Annotated in this window: 17 protein-coding genes; 6 read left to right on the forward strand and 11 right to left on the reverse strand. The window is 62.4% G+C overall.

All coding sequences use genetic code 11. The features are described from left to right. Window positions 1-22: 22 nt before the first annotated feature. The 5 genes from LOY53_RS09620 to ribBA form a co-directional block, all read right to left on the reverse strand. Window positions 23-1171, reverse strand: a complete 1149-nt coding sequence (locus tag LOY53_RS09620; RefSeq protein WP_258703921.1) for an ABC transporter ATP-binding protein — start codon at window positions 1169-1171, stop codon at window positions 23-25. 19 nt (window positions 1172-1190) lie between these two features. After that, window positions 1191-2000, reverse strand: coding sequence for an ABC transporter permease (locus LOY53_RS09625; protein WP_027593811.1), 810 nt, complete (start codon window positions 1998-2000; stop codon window positions 1191-1193). A 6-nt stretch (window positions 2001-2006) separates the two neighbouring features. Then, a complete protein-coding gene (locus LOY53_RS09630; RefSeq protein ID WP_033694105.1) occupies window positions 2007-2924 on the reverse strand; it encodes an ABC transporter permease in 918 nt (305 codons plus the stop codon). Next, a complete protein-coding gene (locus LOY53_RS09635; protein WP_099429850.1) occupies window positions 2921-3946 on the reverse strand; it encodes a polyamine ABC transporter substrate-binding protein in 1026 nt (341 codons plus the stop codon). The genes LOY53_RS09630 and LOY53_RS09635 overlap by 4 nt, the downstream gene beginning before the upstream one ends. 348 nt (window positions 3947-4294) lie before the next feature. Further along, window positions 4295-5416, reverse strand: coding sequence for a bifunctional 3,4-dihydroxy-2-butanone-4-phosphate synthase/GTP cyclohydrolase II (ribBA, locus tag LOY53_RS09640; RefSeq protein WP_258703922.1), 1122 nt, complete (start codon window positions 5414-5416; stop codon window positions 4295-4297). Between the two features lie 78 nt (window positions 5417-5494). Here ribBA and LOY53_RS09645 point away from each other — a divergent pair, with 78 nt between their 5' ends. Beyond that, on the forward strand, window positions 5495-5788 hold the full coding sequence (locus LOY53_RS09645) for a DUF1330 domain-containing protein (protein WP_258703923.1): 294 nt from the start codon (window positions 5495-5497) through the stop codon (window positions 5786-5788). A gap of 22 nt (window positions 5789-5810) precedes the next feature. On the opposite strand, the gene LOY53_RS09650 is transcribed toward LOY53_RS09645, so the two are convergent. Both LOY53_RS09650 and LOY53_RS09655 read right to left on the reverse strand, forming a co-directional pair. Further along, window positions 5811-6533, reverse strand: a complete 723-nt coding sequence (locus tag LOY53_RS09650) for a pirin family protein (RefSeq protein ID WP_252823497.1) — start codon at window positions 6531-6533, stop codon at window positions 5811-5813. 92 nt (window positions 6534-6625) lie between these two features. Further along, window positions 6626-7645: an alpha/beta hydrolase gene (locus LOY53_RS09655; RefSeq protein WP_252823498.1), complete on the reverse strand. Its 1020-nt coding sequence runs from the start codon at window positions 7643-7645 to the stop codon at window positions 6626-6628. A 146-nt stretch (window positions 7646-7791) separates the two neighbouring features. Here LOY53_RS09655 and LOY53_RS09660 point away from each other — a divergent pair, with 146 nt between their 5' ends. Both LOY53_RS09660 and LOY53_RS09665 read left to right on the forward strand, forming a co-directional pair. Continuing rightward, on the forward strand, window positions 7792-8676 hold the full coding sequence (locus tag LOY53_RS09660; protein WP_186703333.1) for a LysR family transcriptional regulator: 885 nt from the start codon (window positions 7792-7794) through the stop codon (window positions 8674-8676). 121 nt (window positions 8677-8797) lie between these two features. Beyond that, window positions 8798-9562 (forward strand): hypothetical protein, encoded by a 765-nt coding sequence (locus LOY53_RS09665; RefSeq protein ID WP_099453565.1) that lies wholly within the window; start codon window positions 8798-8800, stop codon window positions 9560-9562. A gap of 17 nt (window positions 9563-9579) precedes the next feature. Here LOY53_RS09665 and LOY53_RS09670 read toward each other — a convergent pair whose 3' ends face one another. Beyond that, on the reverse strand, window positions 9580-9981 hold the full coding sequence (locus tag LOY53_RS09670; RefSeq protein ID WP_252823499.1) for a GFA family protein: 402 nt from the start codon (window positions 9979-9981) through the stop codon (window positions 9580-9582). A gap of 89 nt (window positions 9982-10070) precedes the next feature. Beyond that, on the reverse strand, window positions 10071-10694 hold the full coding sequence (locus LOY53_RS09675) for a glutathione S-transferase family protein (protein ID WP_027593800.1): 624 nt from the start codon (window positions 10692-10694) through the stop codon (window positions 10071-10073). A 177-nt stretch (window positions 10695-10871) separates the two neighbouring features. On the opposite strand from LOY53_RS09675, the gene LOY53_RS09680 reads away from it, so the two are divergent. The 3 genes from LOY53_RS09680 (at window position 10872) to LOY53_RS09690 (ending at window position 14918) form a co-directional block, all read left to right on the forward strand. Then, a complete protein-coding gene (locus tag LOY53_RS09680) occupies window positions 10872-13298 on the forward strand; it encodes a TonB-dependent receptor (RefSeq protein ID WP_258703924.1) in 2427 nt (808 codons plus the stop codon). A gap of 172 nt (window positions 13299-13470) precedes the next feature. After that, window positions 13471-14205: a hypothetical protein gene (locus LOY53_RS09685; protein ID WP_099453568.1), complete on the forward strand. Its 735-nt coding sequence runs from the start codon at window positions 13471-13473 to the stop codon at window positions 14203-14205. 224 nt (window positions 14206-14429) lie between these two features. Further along, window positions 14430-14918 carry an REP-associated tyrosine transposase gene (locus tag LOY53_RS09690; protein ID WP_252823500.1) on the forward strand — a complete coding sequence of 163 codons (489 nt, stop codon included), beginning with the start codon at window positions 14430-14432 and terminating at the stop codon, window positions 14916-14918. Between the two features lie 100 nt (window positions 14919-15018). On the opposite strand, the gene LOY53_RS09695 is transcribed toward LOY53_RS09690, so the two are convergent. After that, window positions 15019-15561, reverse strand: a complete 543-nt coding sequence (locus LOY53_RS09695) for a WYL domain-containing protein (protein WP_252827407.1) — start codon at window positions 15559-15561, stop codon at window positions 15019-15021. Window positions 15562-15659: 98 nt separating this feature from the next. Continuing rightward, window positions 15660-16568 (reverse strand): LysR family transcriptional regulator, encoded by a 909-nt coding sequence (locus LOY53_RS09700; protein WP_252823502.1) that lies wholly within the window; start codon window positions 16566-16568, stop codon window positions 15660-15662. Window positions 16569-16779 lie beyond the last annotated feature (211 nt).

Consider the following 16779-nt stretch of genomic DNA (forward strand, 5'->3'; position numbering starts at 1 on the left):
CCATTACGCAGCTCCGGCTAAATCAGTGCGCGCCTGCCGACTTGCTCAGGTCACTCTCCGCCCACTCGGTATAGATGCAGGCATCGGCCACGGCCCAGCGCACGTTCACGGTGTCCCCTGGCTGCATCGGCATGCCTGCCGCAGACAGCGCCTTCACGGTCATCTCGGTACCGCCGGCAGTGACCACATGGCAGGTCTGGCTTTCACCCAGGAACAACACTTCGGCGACCTTGGCCCGCACCTCGTTCCAGCCCGCTGGCAGGGGCTGCGCAACGGCCTGGGCAGCGGTCAGTGCCAGGGCTTTTTCCGGGCGTACCATGATCAGTGCCTGCTGCTCGGCAGCCAACCCGGCGGTCAGGCGAATGGCCACCGGCTGGCCCTCGAAACTGCCCGCGCCATTGCTGCTGGCCGTGATCCGCAGGAAGTTGGAATTGCCCAGGAACGAAGCGACGAACGCGTTCGGTGGGTTCTGGTAAAGGTCATAGCCACTGCCCAACCCAACGATCTTGCCATGGCTGAAGATGGCGATGCGCTGGGACAGGCGCATGGCCTCTTCCTGGTCGTGGGTAACGTAGACGATGGTGATGCCTAACCGGCGGTGCAACTGGCGCAGTTCGTCCTGCAGGTCTTCACGCAGCTTTTTGTCCAACGCGCCGAGCGGCTCGTCCATCAGCAGGATGCGGGGCTCGTAGACCAGCGCACGGGCGATCGCCACCCGTTGCTGTTGGCCGCCCGACATTTGCGAGGGCTTGCGGTGAGCGAACTTTTCCAGTTGCACCAGCTTGAGCATGGCATCGACCCGCTTGTTGATCTCGGCAGCGCCGAGCTTGCGGATGGCCAGGGGGAAGGCGATGTTGTCGCGCACGTTCAGGTGCGGGAACAGCGAATAACGCTGGAACACCATGCCGATATCACGCTTGTGCGGCGGTACATTCACCAGCGACTGGCCTTCGACCAGAATCTCGCCGCTGCTGGGGGTTTCGAAACCGGCCAGCATCGACAGGGTGGTGGACTTGCCCGAACCGCTGGAGCCGAGGAAGGTGAGGAACTCGCCGTCCTGGATTTCGAGGTTCAGGTTGTCCACGGCGGTGAAGTCGCCGTAGTGCTTGTTCAGGCCGCGCAGGCTGACCAGGGTCTTGTTGTGCGCGTTGTCTTTGATCACTGCACTCATTGTTATTTTCTCCGGGCGCTCAGGCGTTGACTTCGGTGCGCCGGCGCAAAGCGGCGGCAATGACCATCACAAGCAGGGACAGGCCGATCAGCAGCGTCGAGGCGACGGCGATCACCGGGCTCAGGTCCTGGCGCAGGGTGGTCCACATCTTCACGGGCAGGGTCTGCAGGTCGGGGCTGGCCATCATTACGCTGAGCACCACTTCATCCCACGAGACGAGGAAGGCGAACAGGCCGCCGGCGATCATGCCTGGGCGAATGGCCGGGAAGGTCACCTTGAAGATCGCCTGCAGGCGCGAGGCACCGCAGATGACTGCGGCATCTTCGATCGACTGGTCGAACAGCTTCAGCGAGTTGATGATCGAGATAATGGTGAAGGGCAGGGCGACGATCACGTGGCTGACCACGAACGCGAACAGCGTGCCGGTGTAGCCCAGTTTGAGAAACAGCGCGTACACCGCGACGGCGATGATCACCAGCGGCACGATCATTGGCATGGTGAACAGGCCGTAGAGCATTTCACGGCCGGGGAAGCGGCCGCGCACCAGGGCAAACGCTGTCGGCAGGCCCAGCAGTACTGCGGCAACAGTGGTCAGCACGGCGACCTTGAGGCTGGCCAGGGCGGCATCCATCCACTCCGGGTTGGAGAAGAACTGGCCGTACCACTTGAAGGTCCAGCCAGGCGGTGGGAACACCAGCCACTGCGAAGAGCCGAACGACAGCAGCACAATAAACACCACCGGCAGCAGCAGGAAGGCGGCGATGACCCCGGTGGTCAGGTACAGGCCCGTACGCAGCGGGCGGCCCATGGCATTGGGTGACAGGAGCATGGCGGATTACCTCGCGTTGCCGACCGGGGATTCCGGCTGCAGCTTCAGGTACAGGTAGAAGAGCACCAGGGTGATCACCACCAGCAGTGCGGCGGCGGCGCTGGCCAGGCCCCAGTTGAGGAACGACTGCACCTGTTGAATGATGAATTCGGGCAGCATCATGTTCTGTGCACCACCGAGCAGGGCCGGCGTGACGTAGTAACCGAGCGACATGACGAACACCATCAACGCCCCCGAGAACAGCCCCGAGCGGCACAGCGGCAAGAACACCTTCCAGAAATTGGTCCACGGGCTGGCCCCGCAAATCGACCCGGCTTGCAGCACCATCGGGTCGATGGCGTGCATGGTCGCCTGCAGCGGCAGCACGATGAACGGGATCATGATGTAACTCATGCCGATCACCACGCCGGTGAGGTTGTGCACCATCTCCAGCGGGGTATCGATGATGCCCATGGCCATCAACGCCTTGTTGATCACACCCGAGCTTTGCAGCAGCACCAGCCACGAGTAGGTGCGCGCCAGCAGGCTGGTCCACATCGACAGCAGCACGATGTTCAGCAACCAGCGGCCCCAGCCGTTAGGCACCAGGGTGATCGCCCAGGCCAGCGGGAAGCCCAGCAGCACGCTGATCAGGGTCACCACACCGGCCACCGAGAAGGTGTTGAACAGCACCCGCGCATAAGCCGAGTTGGCGAACAACTGCTCGTAGTTACCCAGGCCTGGCACTGGCTCCAGCACGCCGCGCAGTAACAGGCCGATCAGCGGGGCGAAGAAGAACAGGCCAAGGAACAGCAGGGCAGGCAGCAGGTTGCGGCTGCCTTTCCAGCGCTGGCCAAGGCTCACGCGGCGGGGGGCCGTTCCCGGGGCGCCGGCGCCCGTGGGGGCACCTTGCGCGTTGTGCAGGGCGTTGATGGCGACTTTCATTTGACCAACCACTCATTCCAGCGTGCGGCGATGGCCTGGCCGTTTTTCGCCCAGTAGGCAAAGTCCAGTGTCACCTGGTCCTGGGCGTAGGCGGTCGGCAGATTAGGCGCCAGGTCGGCTTTGAGCTTGGGCACGCTGTCCAGGTTGACCGGCGCGTAAGCGGTCAGGTTGGCGAACTCCGCCTGGCCTTCGGGGCTGCTGGCGTTGGCGAGGAACTTCATGGCCGCGTCCTTGTTCTTGGCACCCTTGGGGATGACCAGGAAGTCGGCCATGACCAGGTTCTGCTTCCAGCTCACGCCCACCGGTGCACCGTCTTGCTGCAAGGCATACACGCGGCCGTTCCAGAACTGGCCGAGCGAGGCTTCACCAGAGGCCAGCAATTGCTGCGACTGCGCGCCGCCGCCCCACCAGACGATGTCTTTCTTGATGGTGTCGAGCTTTTTGAAAGCGCGGTCCAGGTCCAGCGGGTAGAGCTTGTCGGCGGGCACGCCGTCGGCCAGCAAGGCCAGTTCCAGCACGCCAGGGCTCGGCCATTTGTACAGGGCGCGCTTGCCGGGGTAGGTCTTGGTGTCGAACAACGAGGTCCAGTCTACCGGCTTGTTGGCACCCAGCTTGCCTTCGTTGTAGCCGAGCACGAACGAGAAGAAGAACGAGCCGACGCCATGGTCGGACACGAAGCGCGGGTCGATGCGGTCTTTTTTGACGGTGTTGAAATCCAGCGGCTCGAGCAGGCCTTCACTGGCGGCGCGCAAGGCGAAGTCGGCTTCGACGTCGACCACGTCCCACTGCACGTTGCCGCTTTCGACCATGGCCTTGAGCTTGCCGTAGTCGGTAGGGCCGTCTTGGACGACTTTGATGTTGGTCGCTTTGGAGAAGGGTACGGCCCATGCTTCTTTCTGGGCGTCCTGGGTGGTACCGCCCCAACTGACGAAGTTCAGGCTGTCAGCGGCCTGCGTGGCCTGACACGCCAGGGTCAGCAGGCTGGCGGACAGCACTGCGGTTACACGTTTGCTCAACAGCATGGTTACGCCCTCGTTGCTTTTGTTATTCGAGGCGGGGCTTTTTGGTGCGCCCGCCAACAGTATTCGGGGAGCAGCTAAAACAAAGTGTCGGTGGCCGATTGTGAGTGTAGGTGCCGGCCTGCACATTCAAGGTCTACGGGATATCATATTATGGTATTCCAAACTTTTGGCAAGAGGCGGAGGCGACCGGCCATCACTCCAACCCTTCCAACCATCGCCTCCACGTGCTGTAGGCGCAGCCTTGTGCTGCGAAGAGGCCGGTGCAAACAGGACCCTTCTCTGGGTAAGTACCGGCCTCTTCGCAGCACAAGGCTGCACCTACACGGCGTGGGCGTTAGGTCAGAGGTTTCAGCTAGCCAACACTGGCTCGAACGGAATGCTCTGCACCACCTCCAACTCATACCCTGCCAACCCCGCATACTTGAGCGGCGGCCCTAGGTGGCGCAGCTTGCCTGCGCCCAGGTCCTGCAAAATCTGTGCACCGGTGCCGACTTCCGAATACACCTTCGACTGCCCGCGCTGGTAAGGCCGCACCGGCTGGGTCAGCTGCGGAACGCGTTCGAGCAACGCCTGCGAAGACTCATGGTTGGCCAGGATCACCACCACGCCGGTGCCTTCTTCGGCGACCTTCTGCAGCGCCGCCCACAGCGTCCAGTTGGCCGGGCCGGCGTATTCGGCGCCGACCAGGTCGCGCAGCGGGTCGATCACATGCACGCGCACCAGGGTCGGTTGCTCGCGGCGGATGTCGCCCATGACCATGGCCATGTGCACGCCACCTTCGATGCGGTCTTCATAGGTGACCAGGCGGAAGGTGCCGTGCACTGTGGGCAATTCGCGCTCGCCGATGCGCTTGATGGTCTGCTCGGTGCTCAGGCGGTAGTGGATCAAATCGGCAATGGTGCCGATCTTGATGCCGTGCCTGGCGGCGAACACTTCCAGGTCGGGGCGGCGCGCCATGGTGCCGTCGTCATTGAGCACTTCGACGATCACCGAGGCGGCTGTGAAACCGGCCAGGCGCGCCAAATCGCAGCCCGCTTCGGTGTGGCCGGCGCGGGTCAGCACGCCGCCTTCGCGGGCGCGCAGGGGGAAGATATGCCCAGGCTGCACCAGGTCTTCCGGGCGCGCGTTCGGCGCCATGGCCGCGGCCACGGTGCGCGCACGATCGGCAGCGGAAATACCGGTAGTGACGCCAGTGGCGGCCTCGATCGAAACGGTGAAGGCGGTGCTGAACACGCTGCCGTTGGCCGGTACCATCTGCTCCAGGCCCAGGCGCTGGCAATGATCGTCGGTCAGCGTCAGGCAGATCAGGCCACGCGCTTCGCGCGCCATGAAGTTGATGGCCTGGGCGTCACAGCGCTCGGCGGCGATCAGCAGGTCGCCTTCGTTTTCCCGATCCTCATCGTCCACCAGCAGGACCATCTTGCCTTGCCGGTAGTCCTCGAGAAGTTCTTCGATGCTGTTGAAAGCCATGCTGCACGCTCGCTGTGATGGGGTGATTTTTATGGTATACCATCATACACAAATACTTTTGCAACAGGAGAGCAGCGGATGAAAGCGTATTGGATCGCCCACGTGGATGTGACCGACCCCGAGCAATACCAGCAATACACCCAGCGCGCGCCCGCTGCCTTTGCCGCATTCGGTGGGCGGTTTCTGGCGCGGGGCGGGCGTAGCGAGGCGATGGAAGGGCGGCCGACGCCGCAGCGCAGCGTGGTGATCGAGTTCGACTCGTACGAGAAGGCGGTGGCCTGTTATCGGTCCGCGCTTTATCAGGAGGCCTGCAGCCACCGCCAAGGTGTGGCGAAGGCTGAAGTGATCATCGTCGAAGGGTTCGAGCCCTGAGGTGATCAGGGCCGGCATCGGTTTACGGCATGCCTGGCAACTCATGGGGGCGCAAGTCGAACACCAGGACCTCTGCATCCTGGCCATTGCCAAGTTGCAGCAACTGCTCCTGGCGCACCCGAACGCCATCGCCCTCATTCAGCACCTGCCCATTGAGCTCGATGCTGCCGCGCGCCACATGCACGTAGCCGTGCCGATCCTGCGGCAAGGTCAGGCTCGCCCGCTCTGCACCGTCGAACAACCCGGCGTACACCCGCGCGTTCTGGCGTACCTGCAATGACCCTTCGGCACCATCCGGGGAGATGATCAGCCGCAATTTGCCGCGTTTTTCCTCGGCACTGAAGTGCTGCTGCTGGTAACGCGGCGTTGCACCCTGGACGTTAGGCACGATCCAGATCTGCAGGAAGTGCACTGGCTGCGCCTGGCTGTGGTTGAACTCGCTGTGAGCCACACCGTGCCCGGCACTCATCAGTTGCACGTCACCAGGGCGGATCACCGAGCCGGTGCCCAAGGTGTCCTTGTGCTCCAGCGCACCTTCGAGCACATAAGAAAAGATTTCCATGTCCCGGTGCGGGTGTTCGCCAAAGCCCTTGCCAGCGATGACGCGGTCGTCGTTGATCACTAGCAGGTCCGAGAAGCCTTGTTCTTCAGGGTTGCGGTAATGGCCGAAAGAGAAGGTGTGAAAGGATTTCAGCCAGCCATGAAAGGCCAGGCCGCGGTCTTGGGCGTTACGGACAGTGAGCATGGTGGTCTCCTTAAAAGTGGGTTTCGGAAGAACAGGTGGCAATGGCACGCGTAACCACAAAGACCCGATCGCGCGGGCCTTTGTGTCTGGATTTATTGAAGGTGTACCTTCAGCTCCCCAGCCGCCTGGCGCATCGCCGCTTTCACTTCAGGCACCTGGCTCAGCGGGTTCAATAACCCATAGTCATGAATCATCCCGTTGTACCGCACCGCAGTCACCGTCACCCCAGCCGCATCCAGCTTGCGGGCATAGGCCTCGCCCTCATCACGCAACACATCGAACTCTGCGGTCTGCACCAGCGCTGGCGGCAGGCCTTTGAGCTGCTCGCTGCTGGCCCGCAGCGGCGAGGCGTAGATGTGCTCACGTGCCTTGGCGTCAGTGGTGTAGTTATTCCAGAACCACTTCATCATGCCGGTCGTGAGGAAGTGCCCCTCAGCGAACTGCTTGTACGAGCCGGTTTCGAAGCTGGCATCGGTCACCGGCCACAGCAGTAACTGGAAGCGCAGCTTAGGCGTACCGGCCTCCTTGGCCTTGAGCGCGACCACTGCGGCCATGTTGCCGCCGACGCTGTTGCCGGCCACGGCCAGGCGCTTGCCATCCACGCCGATCGCTTTGCCATGCTCGGCCACCCAGCGGGTGGCGGCATAAGCCTGGTTGATGGCGGTGGGGTAGTGCGCTTCAGGCGAAGGCGTGTAGTCCACGTACACTGCTACCGCGCCGGAACCGACCACCAGGTCGCGAATGAGCCGCTGGTGAGTCGGGAAATCGCCCAGTACCCAGCCGCCGCCGTGGAAGAACATGAACACCGGCAACTCACCCTTTACATTGGCCGGGCGGACAACCTGCAGCGTGATCGCCTCGCCGTTGGCCTGGATCGTGTGTGCTTTGACTTCGATGCCGGACAGGTCAACCTTGACCGACGATTGAGCACCGGTCAGCACTGCACGGGCGTCCTTCGGCGCGAGCTGTTCCAGGGGCTTGCCGCCACCCTTTTCCAAGGCTTCGAGGAAGGCTAGGGTGTGCTGCTCGACGCCTGGGCTGCCTGCTGCAAACGCAGTGGACACGGAGAGAGCAAGCAAGCTGGTAGTGAGTGCTTTGTGGACAATGTTCATGTGCGAATCCTTTTCTATGCAAGTGTTTGAGAGGGGCGAATTGCCTGGCCTTAAGGGCTATCGCTGTGACTTGCGAGTAGATTAAGGAGATGCCTTCGTGGGAAAAAGCGGCTATAAAGCGTTTGACTGTCACCAAGAGCGAGACAATGAACCCTTACGAAGACATGCGGATCTTCGCCCAGGTCATGGAAGCCGGTAGCTTCACCGCTGCGGCGGACCGTCTGGGCATGTCCAAGCAATCGGTCAGCCGGCGCCTGATGCAACTTGAAGAACGCCTGGGCGTGCGCCTGCTCAACCGCTCGACACGGCGCCTGGACGCCACTCCGCTGGGGCAACACTATTACCAGTCGGCGTTGCGCTTGCTGGGCGAAGTGCAGCAGGTGGAGCATGACATCAGCGGCCAGGCCCAGGCCTTGCGTGGCACCTTGCGCCTGAGTGCGCCGCTGTCGTTCGCCATGGCCCACCTGGGGTGCCTGCTGACCGAATTTCTGCAGTTGCATCCGCAGGTAGACGTAGAAGTGGACCTCAGCGACCGGGCTGTGGACCTGATCGGCGAAGGCTATGACCTGGCCTTGCGCATTGGCGCGCTGGAGGACTCCAGCCTCATCGCACGGCGTATTGCCGGTGTTGAACGGGTGTACTGCGCAAGCCCGGCCTATCTTGAGGCGCAGGGGGTGCCCGCATTCCCCGAGCAGTTGGCCGGGCATGACTGCCTGCCTTATGGGCATTCACGGCAGGTGCAGTGGCAGTTCAAACAGGGCGGTAAGACGCAGGCGATTGCGGTGGCGGGGCGGATGCGCGCCAACAATGGCGAAATGCTCAGGGATGCGGCGATAGCGGGGATGGGCGTGACGTACCTGCCCACGTTCATCGTTGGCCAGGCACTGACGGATGGCCGCTTGGTGACGTTGCTGGAAGACTGGACGCCGCCGGCGTTGCAGTTGTCGGCGGTGTATCCGCAGCATCGCCAGGTGGCGCGGGCGGTGCAAACCTTTGTCGGGTTCTTGCGGGAGCGGCTGGCGCAGTTGTGACAGGGCCGGCGCGTTCGCCGCTGGTGGGCAGAAGTGCAATTCGGCTAGCATGAGGCTCTGCCAAGCAACCCGCGCGCGACTGCGCAAGGCTTGATCCCTCCCTTCTGATCCGAACCTCTGCATGACTGCCTTCTACCTCAAACTACTCATGACACCCACCCTCATGCTGGCCATCTCGCTGGCGGGCAAACGTTGGGGTACGCAAATTGGCGGGCTGCTGTCGGGGCTGCCTGTCACCTCGGCGCTGGTGATGCTGTTTCTCAGCCTTGAACAGGGCGAGGTGTTCGCGTCGCAGGCCGTACCTGGGGCATTGGCGGGGGTGGCCGCCGTGCAAGCGACCTGTTTGTTCTACTACTGGGTGACCCAGCGCGTCAGTGCGTTTGTCGGCTGCATCGTAGCGCTGCTGTTCTTCGCTGTGGCCGCATTGGCGACCAGCCACCTGGGCTGGGTGGCGCTGTCTGTCGTTGCCACGCTGTTACTGGTCGTCGCCATCGTCGTCGCCACCTCGCAACCGGCCCAGGCCCGTTCAGCGCGTTACGTGCCGATGCCGCGCTGGGTCATCCCGATGCGCATGATGACCGCCACCTTGTTGCTGTTGGTGATCACGGCCAGTGCAACGATGCTCGGGCCGGTGGTCAGTGGGATGCTGGCGCCGGTCCCGGTAATCGCCTGGCCGCTTGCAGTATTTGCCCACGTCCAGGGCGGGCGCCACGAGTTGGGTGCGATCGTACGTGGCAATGCCATTGGCGCGGTGGGCGTGGTGGGCTTCTACCTGGCCCTGCAAAGTACGTTGTTGCAATGGGGCGCAGTCCTGTCGATTTCGCTTGCGGTGCTGCTGGCGGTGGTAGTGACGTTCATTCTGGCGAAGCTGTTGCAGCCACGCTAGAGCGTGCTGCAAGGCGCCTAGGCGCCAGGCGCACTGGGTTCGACAGGGGAATACCAAGGCGCCTTGGCATCGAGGTGAATGTGCTTTTGGCTGTGAGGCGTGAAGGGCGTGTCCAGTGTGGCGAGGGCCACCGAAACCCAGTCGCTGAACTCACCCTCGACGCGTGACCAGAACAGGTTCGAGCCACAGCGTGCGCAGAATTCGCGTTGTACCGAAGGCGACGAGTGATAGGTGCTGATTGAGCCTGCGCCGGTCAGTACCTTGAGTGCGTTGCGGGGTACGCTGGCATAGCTTGCAAACGCCGCCCCGTGGCCTTTGCGGCACTGGCTGCAATGGCAATGGGTGAGCGCTTTGGGGGCTGCGAGCAACTGGTAGCTGACGGCGGCGCAAAGGCAGCTGCCGTGATAAGTGTGCGGCATGAGGTATTCCGGGGGCGGTGGACCGCTACGCAGCCCTATCGATCAGTTCTGCCAGGGCGGCGCAGCGGTCGAGTGTGGCAGTAGGGCGCTCAGGGGGTGCCGTTTCTGCCATGCAGGCAAAACGCCCGGCGCTTGCTCAAGCGTTCGTAATACGCCCTGACGGCTGGCAAATGAGGGTGCTCGAAAGGCGTCTCGAACCACCGGTTGACCGAAAGGCCGATGGGGATGTCAGCCAGGGTGAACATGTCGCCGGCCACATACGCACCGGTTGCGGCGAGCTGGCGATCGAGGATCTGCATGTAGCGAGACCATTCGGCACGGCCAGCGGCCAGCGCCTGCGGGTCCTGGTGGGCGGGTGAATGCCTGACCAGCGACATGAAGGTGTAGCTCCAGGACCTGTTGAGGTCTGAAGCCTGCCAGTCGATCCATTGATCGATACCTGCCCGTGCTTTTGCCTCGGTCGGGTACACCGAGGCGTGGCCATAGCGCGTCGCCAGGTAACGGATGATGGTGTTGGATTCCCACAGGGTGAAGTCGCCATCCTGGATGACCGGGATCATGGCGTTGGGGTTCAGTGCCAGGAATTCGGGGGTGTCGGTGGCGGTGAACCCCGCGCCCCAGTCTTCCCGTTCGAAGGGGATATCAAACTCGGCACAGGCCCAGAGGACTTTACGCACGTTGATCGAAGACGCTCTGCCCAATATCCGTAACATGGTATTCGTCCTTGCTTGTGGAAGGCTGATCGTCCTTCACGGCATGACCTCGGTCAAGGATTAACCGTGGGCGGTAGGCAGGGTTTTTCGTTCGTTAGAAATAATGCGGCAAGGCTGTCCCTTTTTTTCAGGCCGCCTGTCATTAGCGGTAGTAGAGAATAAAGGGAGCCTGTTTCAATGCCTGTCGTATTACCTTGCCGCCCGCGTGCGGCGTCAGTTGGTTCGCGTCCGTTGATGTACCTGGGTTTTGCCATCAGCCTGAGTGCCAACCTGTTGTCTTCGTCAGCCTGGGCCGACGACCTCGCGCGGCGTGCCTACACCGTGCCCGCCGGCACCCTGGGCGCCGCACTGACCCGTTTCGCCCACCTCGCCGGGGTCAGCCTTTCACTCGACCCGGCGCTGGTCACGGGCCGGCAGAGCAGGGGGTTGTCAGGCAGTTACAGCGTTGACGAGGGGTTCATGCAGCTGCTTCAAGGCAGCGGTCTGCAGCTGCAACCGGTGGGTAATGGGGCGTTTACCCTGGTGCCTGAGGCGCAAGCGTCGGATGCGCTGGAGATCGCCCCGACCAGCATCGTCGGTGGCCATGTGGGTGGCAGCGACGCGCCACCTTATGCCGGTGGCCAGGTCGCCCGCCAAGGGTCGCAAGGCCTGCTTGGCTCGCGCGACTTCATGGACACCCCGTTCAGCATGACCACCTACACCAGTGACCTGGTGAAGAACCAGCAGGCACGTACCCTGGGTGACCTGATCGCCAGCGACCCCTCGGTGCGTGCGACCAACCCGGCCGGTGGACGCTTCGAGCAGTTCACCATCCGCGGGTTCAGCTTGTTCAACAGCGATGTTTCCTACAATGGCCTGTTCGGCATCCTGCCGACCTACTCGATCGATATGGAGATGGCCGACCGGGTCGACATCATCAAGGGGCCGAGCCAGTTGCTCAATGGTATTTCGCCGCGCGGCAGCGTGGGCGGCGGTATCAATGTGGTGCCAAAGCGGGCAGGTGATACGCCCATTACCGAGTTCACCGGCAGTTATGCCTCGGGCAGCCAGGCCGGCGGTGCGGTGGATGTCGGCCGCCGTTTTGGCGAGGGTGGGCAGTTTGGTATCCGCTTCAACGGCGTCAAGCAGGCCGGCGACACCGAGTGGGAACACCAGCGTGTCGAGCGGGAGATGGCGGTGCTGGGCCTGGACTTTCGCGGCGAGCGGCTGCGCCTATCGACCGACATCGGCCACACCGAACGTGATACCGATGCCCCCCAGGAACGTGTGCTGATCGGTGCCAACGCCAAGGTGCCGAGCGCCAATGATGTACACCACAACTACGCACAGGCCTGGAGCAAGGCGCGCACTAATGACACCTTCGGTGCCGTCAATGCCGAGTACGACATCAGCGACTCGCTGATGGCTTATGGCGCAGTCGGCGCGCGCAAGAGCAACCATGACTTCTTGCGCCACAACGTTTCGATCATCAACGATCCCGGGGACTTTACCGTTCAGCCGCGCGATTTCACCCGCGATGAAAGCGTGCGTACCGCCACGGCCGGTGTGCGCAACTGGTTCCATACCGGGCCGGTCAGCCATGAAGTGAACCTGGCCGCCACGTACTTTTACATGGACTTCACCAACGGCGGCGCGCGCTATGCCTCGGCGCCCAGCAACCTCTACAACCCGGTGGCCACGCCGACACCCGGCACCCCGACCCGGCTAGACCCCAAGGTTTACACCGAGAACCGGTTCAGCGGCGTCGCCCTGGCCGATACCCTTGGCTTTTTCGATGACCGCCTGCTGCTGACCTTGGGCGCCCGCTGGCAGCGGGTGCAGGTCGATGACTGGAGCGACGGCGTCAAAGGCGACACGGCCTACGACGAAGAAAAGGTGTCGCCATCGGCGGGCGTGTTGTTAAAGGTCAGCGAGCAGCTGTCGCTGTACGCCAACTACATGGAAGGCTTGAGCCAAGGCAAGATCGCGCCGTCGACGTCGATCAACGAAGACCAGATCTTCCCGCCCTTCACCAGCCGGCAGGTGGAAGTGGGGGCGAAGTATGACCTGGGTAAGGTTGCCTTCACCGCCAGCGTGTTTCGCATACGCCAGCCCGCCTACGAAACCAATGCCACCACGCGGGTGTTCGGGCCCAATGGCAAGCGCGACAACCGAGGTGTGGAGCTGAGTGTGTTTGGCGAGCCGCTGGAGGGCGTCCGCCTGCTGGGCGGGGTGATGTACATCGACAGTGAACTGACCGATACCGTCGGCGGCGCCTTCGACGGCAACCGCGCACCGGCAACGCCCGAGTACAACGTCAATCTGGGGGCCGAATGGGATGTGCCGAGGGTAAACGGGCTGACCTTGACCGCGCGGGGCATTCACTCGAGTTCGCAGTACCTGGACCAGAACAACAGCAAGCAGATTGACGGCTGGGAGCGTTTCGACTTGGGGGCCCGCTATGCCTTCAAGGTAGACGAGACCCAGGTCACGCTGCGGGCCAGTGTCGAGAACGTGTTGGACGATCGCTACTGGGCGTCGGCAGGGGCATCGGACGACAGTGAACCAGGGCTGACGCTGTCTACCCCAAGGACCTACCTGCTGTCGGCGACGCTGGGGTTCTGAGCCCAGGGTCAGAACTTCAACCTGTCGATGCTGAGGGTGGCTATGCTCTGCTATCAGGGTAGCGGTGTGGTCGCTTTCGGCTCCCAGGGCGTTGAACGCTTGCCTGGGCGCCACGAAATTGGCACCCTTGGGCGCCTTGAACCGTCAGTATCACGACAGAAGGAAGTTTGCGTTGAGCTGGGACAAAGTCGGCAAAGTCCTCGTAGCCCTGCTGATTGGCCTGATGGTCATGGTAGTGGCCTATGTGGTGATCAAAGGCAGCCCTCGCCTGGAGGCCTCCCTGACCTACGCCTACCTCACTTACCCGAGCCAATTCAGCGAACGCATCACCAAGGCCAGCGAGCAACTTAAATATGAGCAGTTGCAGGGGCGTATCAACACCATCAGCGAAGGGCAGTTGCACCAGGACCAGGTCGACAGGTTGATCGAGCTGGCCCAGGCGCCTTACGCCCAGTTGTTCGCCAAACCGTTCGAGGCGGGGCTGGTGGACCACCGCACGGGTCTGCTCATCGACCTGCGCAACACCGGTAATGCGCCGGTTCGCCAAGTGAAGATTCGCCTGCCGGCCAAGGGCCTGGTGCAGGTGCGCGATGCGGCTGGCAACGACACCATTATCGAAGCAGCCACGCCCTTGGTCGAAATACCCTCCATCGAACCGGGTGGGGTGTGCAAGGTGTGGGTGTACTTCGATGCCGACTACTCGCAGATCCGTCAGGGCGGCGTCAGCATCCGTCATGCCGACGGCGTGGCCGATGTGCAGGTGTACCGCGAGTTCACCGGCTTCCCCGCGCAAGTGGCGCGCTACAGCCGAGAATTGATGGTGCTGCTGGTGGTGTTAGGGTTCAGCGTGCTGGGGTTGGCGTACGCTTGCCTGTCACGCCGACGCGTGCCAGTGTTGCCGTCCTGAACCTATCGATGGGTCACTGTAGGAGCAGCCTTGCGCTGCGAAGAGGCCCGTAGCACCAGCGAAGATTCACGGTGTTGTCGCGGGCCTCTTCGCAGCGCAAGGCTGCTCCTACACAACCGCTATTCGGTATTTGGTTGTGATATTCAGTAACGATCTACCGAGTGCTGAATTGCTGTGTCTCCTATTGTTCGTAACGACAAGGATCGTTAAACGAGGGGCACACCATGGATTGGGCCAAAGCAAAACTACTACGGCGGGGACGGTTTTCGGAACCCGGCAGGCTATACCTGCTCACCACTGTCACTCACCAGCGCAGGCCGCTGTTTGCAAACCTGCGTGCTGCGCGCCTGGTCATCGGGCAAATGCGCCATTCGGAACGAGAAGATGCCTGCCATTCACTTGCCTGGGTGGTGATGCCTGACCACTTACATTGGCTGATTGAGCTTCACACCGACACACTGTGTAGCCTGATGCGGCAGTTCAAGTCGCGTTCTGGCACTGCACTATGCAAAGCAGGGGTAAGTCGCGGCCAAGTCTGGCAACGTGGTTATCAAGACCGTGCCGTACGCAAGGACGATGACGTGCGCAAGATAGCCAGGTACATCGTTGCAAACCCATTGCGTGCGGGTTTGGTTCAACACATAGGTGACTATCCCCATTGGGACGCAGTGTGGCTCACTGCGGGCGTGACCAACCCACTTAACTCACTGTAGGAGCAGCCTTGTGCTGCGAAGAGGCCCGTAGCACCAGCGAAGATTCACGGTGTTGTCGCGGGCCTCTTCGCAGCGCAAGGCTGCTCCTACACCATCGTGCTTAGCCGCATTCTTCGTGCAGCGCCAGGCTCTGGCGTTGCTGCTCCAGCAGGGCGGTGCGCAGTGAAGCGGGGGCTAGGACACGAATCGACCCTGCCTGGGACAGCAACCAGCCCATCAGCGCACGGCTGTCGTCGACGGTAGCGGCCAGCGCGGCGCCGCCGTCTTGCTGTGGTGCCAACTGCATGTCTGTGGACAATGGCTGCTGTTCAAGGCGCAGCGCGAGCGCGTCGTCGACCCAGGCGCGTAGCCCGATCGGGCGAACCGGTGCGAGGGTATCCGGTTGCAGTTGCTGCGCCTCGTCCAGGCTCAGCCCCGGTTGCCAGTACCAGCCGTAAGGCATGCCTTTGCTGTTGCAGTGCAGCGGAAACAATGCCGACAGTTCAACCAGGTCGCGCTCCACGGTGCGCTTGCTGGTGGTGTGGCCCACCTTCGCCAGCGCTGCCTGCAACTGCGTAGAGCTCATGCCTGGGTGGCGCCCCGGCAGCAGCTTGAGCAGCTGCCATTGGCGGGCGATGGTGTGGCGGGTAGGGTGGCTGGGCAAAGGAGGCTCGTCCGTGAATGCCAGGCACTGGGTGCGCCCGGATGGTGGCATTTGGCTATCCTGCAAGCATACCCTGCCCGGGGATGGGATCCAAACTTTTACGGGGCCATAGCTTGCAGCGTCTGGATAAACGTCTCTTCCGCCCGGCTCAACCGTTGCTCCCTGTTCCACAGCAGGTGAATATCCACATCCGCAATCCCCTCCTGCGGTGGCAGCTTCCATAACAACCCCGCCGCCATATCCGCCGCCACCACGTGCTCCGGCAGGCAGCCGATGCCAAAGCCCGCGATCACTAGCCGGCGTACCTCTTCAAGGCTAGGTGAGGACGCCACGATCCGGCCGGAGAACCCTTGCTGGTCCCGGAAGATGGTCAGCGGTGAGAGCATCCCGCCAATCTGGTCACTGGTGAAACTGACGAAGTTCTCACGCTGCAGGTCGCCCTCCAGCTGGCCGAACAAGGCATGGTGCTTGCCGCAGAAAAACGCATAGCGCTGGCGCAGGAACAGCCGCTGCTCCAGCCGCGGTTGCGGCCGTCGATTGAGGCTCAAGCCCGCCGTGGCGGTCTTCTCCTGCAAGGCGGCGACGATGTCGGAGCTGCGCATCACCTCGATTTCCAGCTCTACCCGTGGGTGCTGGCGGTGGAAGTGGGCAAGAAAATCGTCGAACTGCCCGCTTTCGATGCGGCTGATCATCAGCAAACGCACCTTGCCCACCAGTTCGTCCGCCGGTTGTTCCAGCAGGCCGCCGATCTGCGACATTTGCCCATACACCTCGCCGGCCAGCACAAACAGCTGCTCGCCCATTTCAGTCAGCACAAAGCGTGGCCCACGGCGGGCGATGAGTTGCCGGCCGAGCTGATCTTCGAGGCGTTTGAGCGCCTGGCTCACCGCCGGCTGGGTAAGGTGCAGGCGGGCGGCCGCGCGGCTGATGGACAGCTCCTGGCCGATGACCCGGAAGGTACGCAGCAGGTTCCAGTCGAGGCGGTCGTTGAGCAGGCGGTCGGACATGGTCAGGCTCGATAATAAGCAGGGCTAATAGTGCAAATAATAAATAGAAAACTGACTGATCATAGCCCTGGGACGATGAATCGCCTGCCTTGAATGCTTCAGCGCCTATGAGATCGAGCGCCGCCCGCGCGGCGCTTCGCAGCACAAGGCTGCTCCTACATCTGTTTCTGGCCAGTGAGGTCTGTGATATCTGCGCGCGACCGCCTTGTTT

Source organism: Pseudomonas sp. B21-031 (assembly GCF_024748985.1).
In the GTDB taxonomy this organism is placed as follows: Bacteria; Pseudomonadota; Gammaproteobacteria; order Pseudomonadales; family Pseudomonadaceae; genus Aquipseudomonas; species Aquipseudomonas kermanshahensis.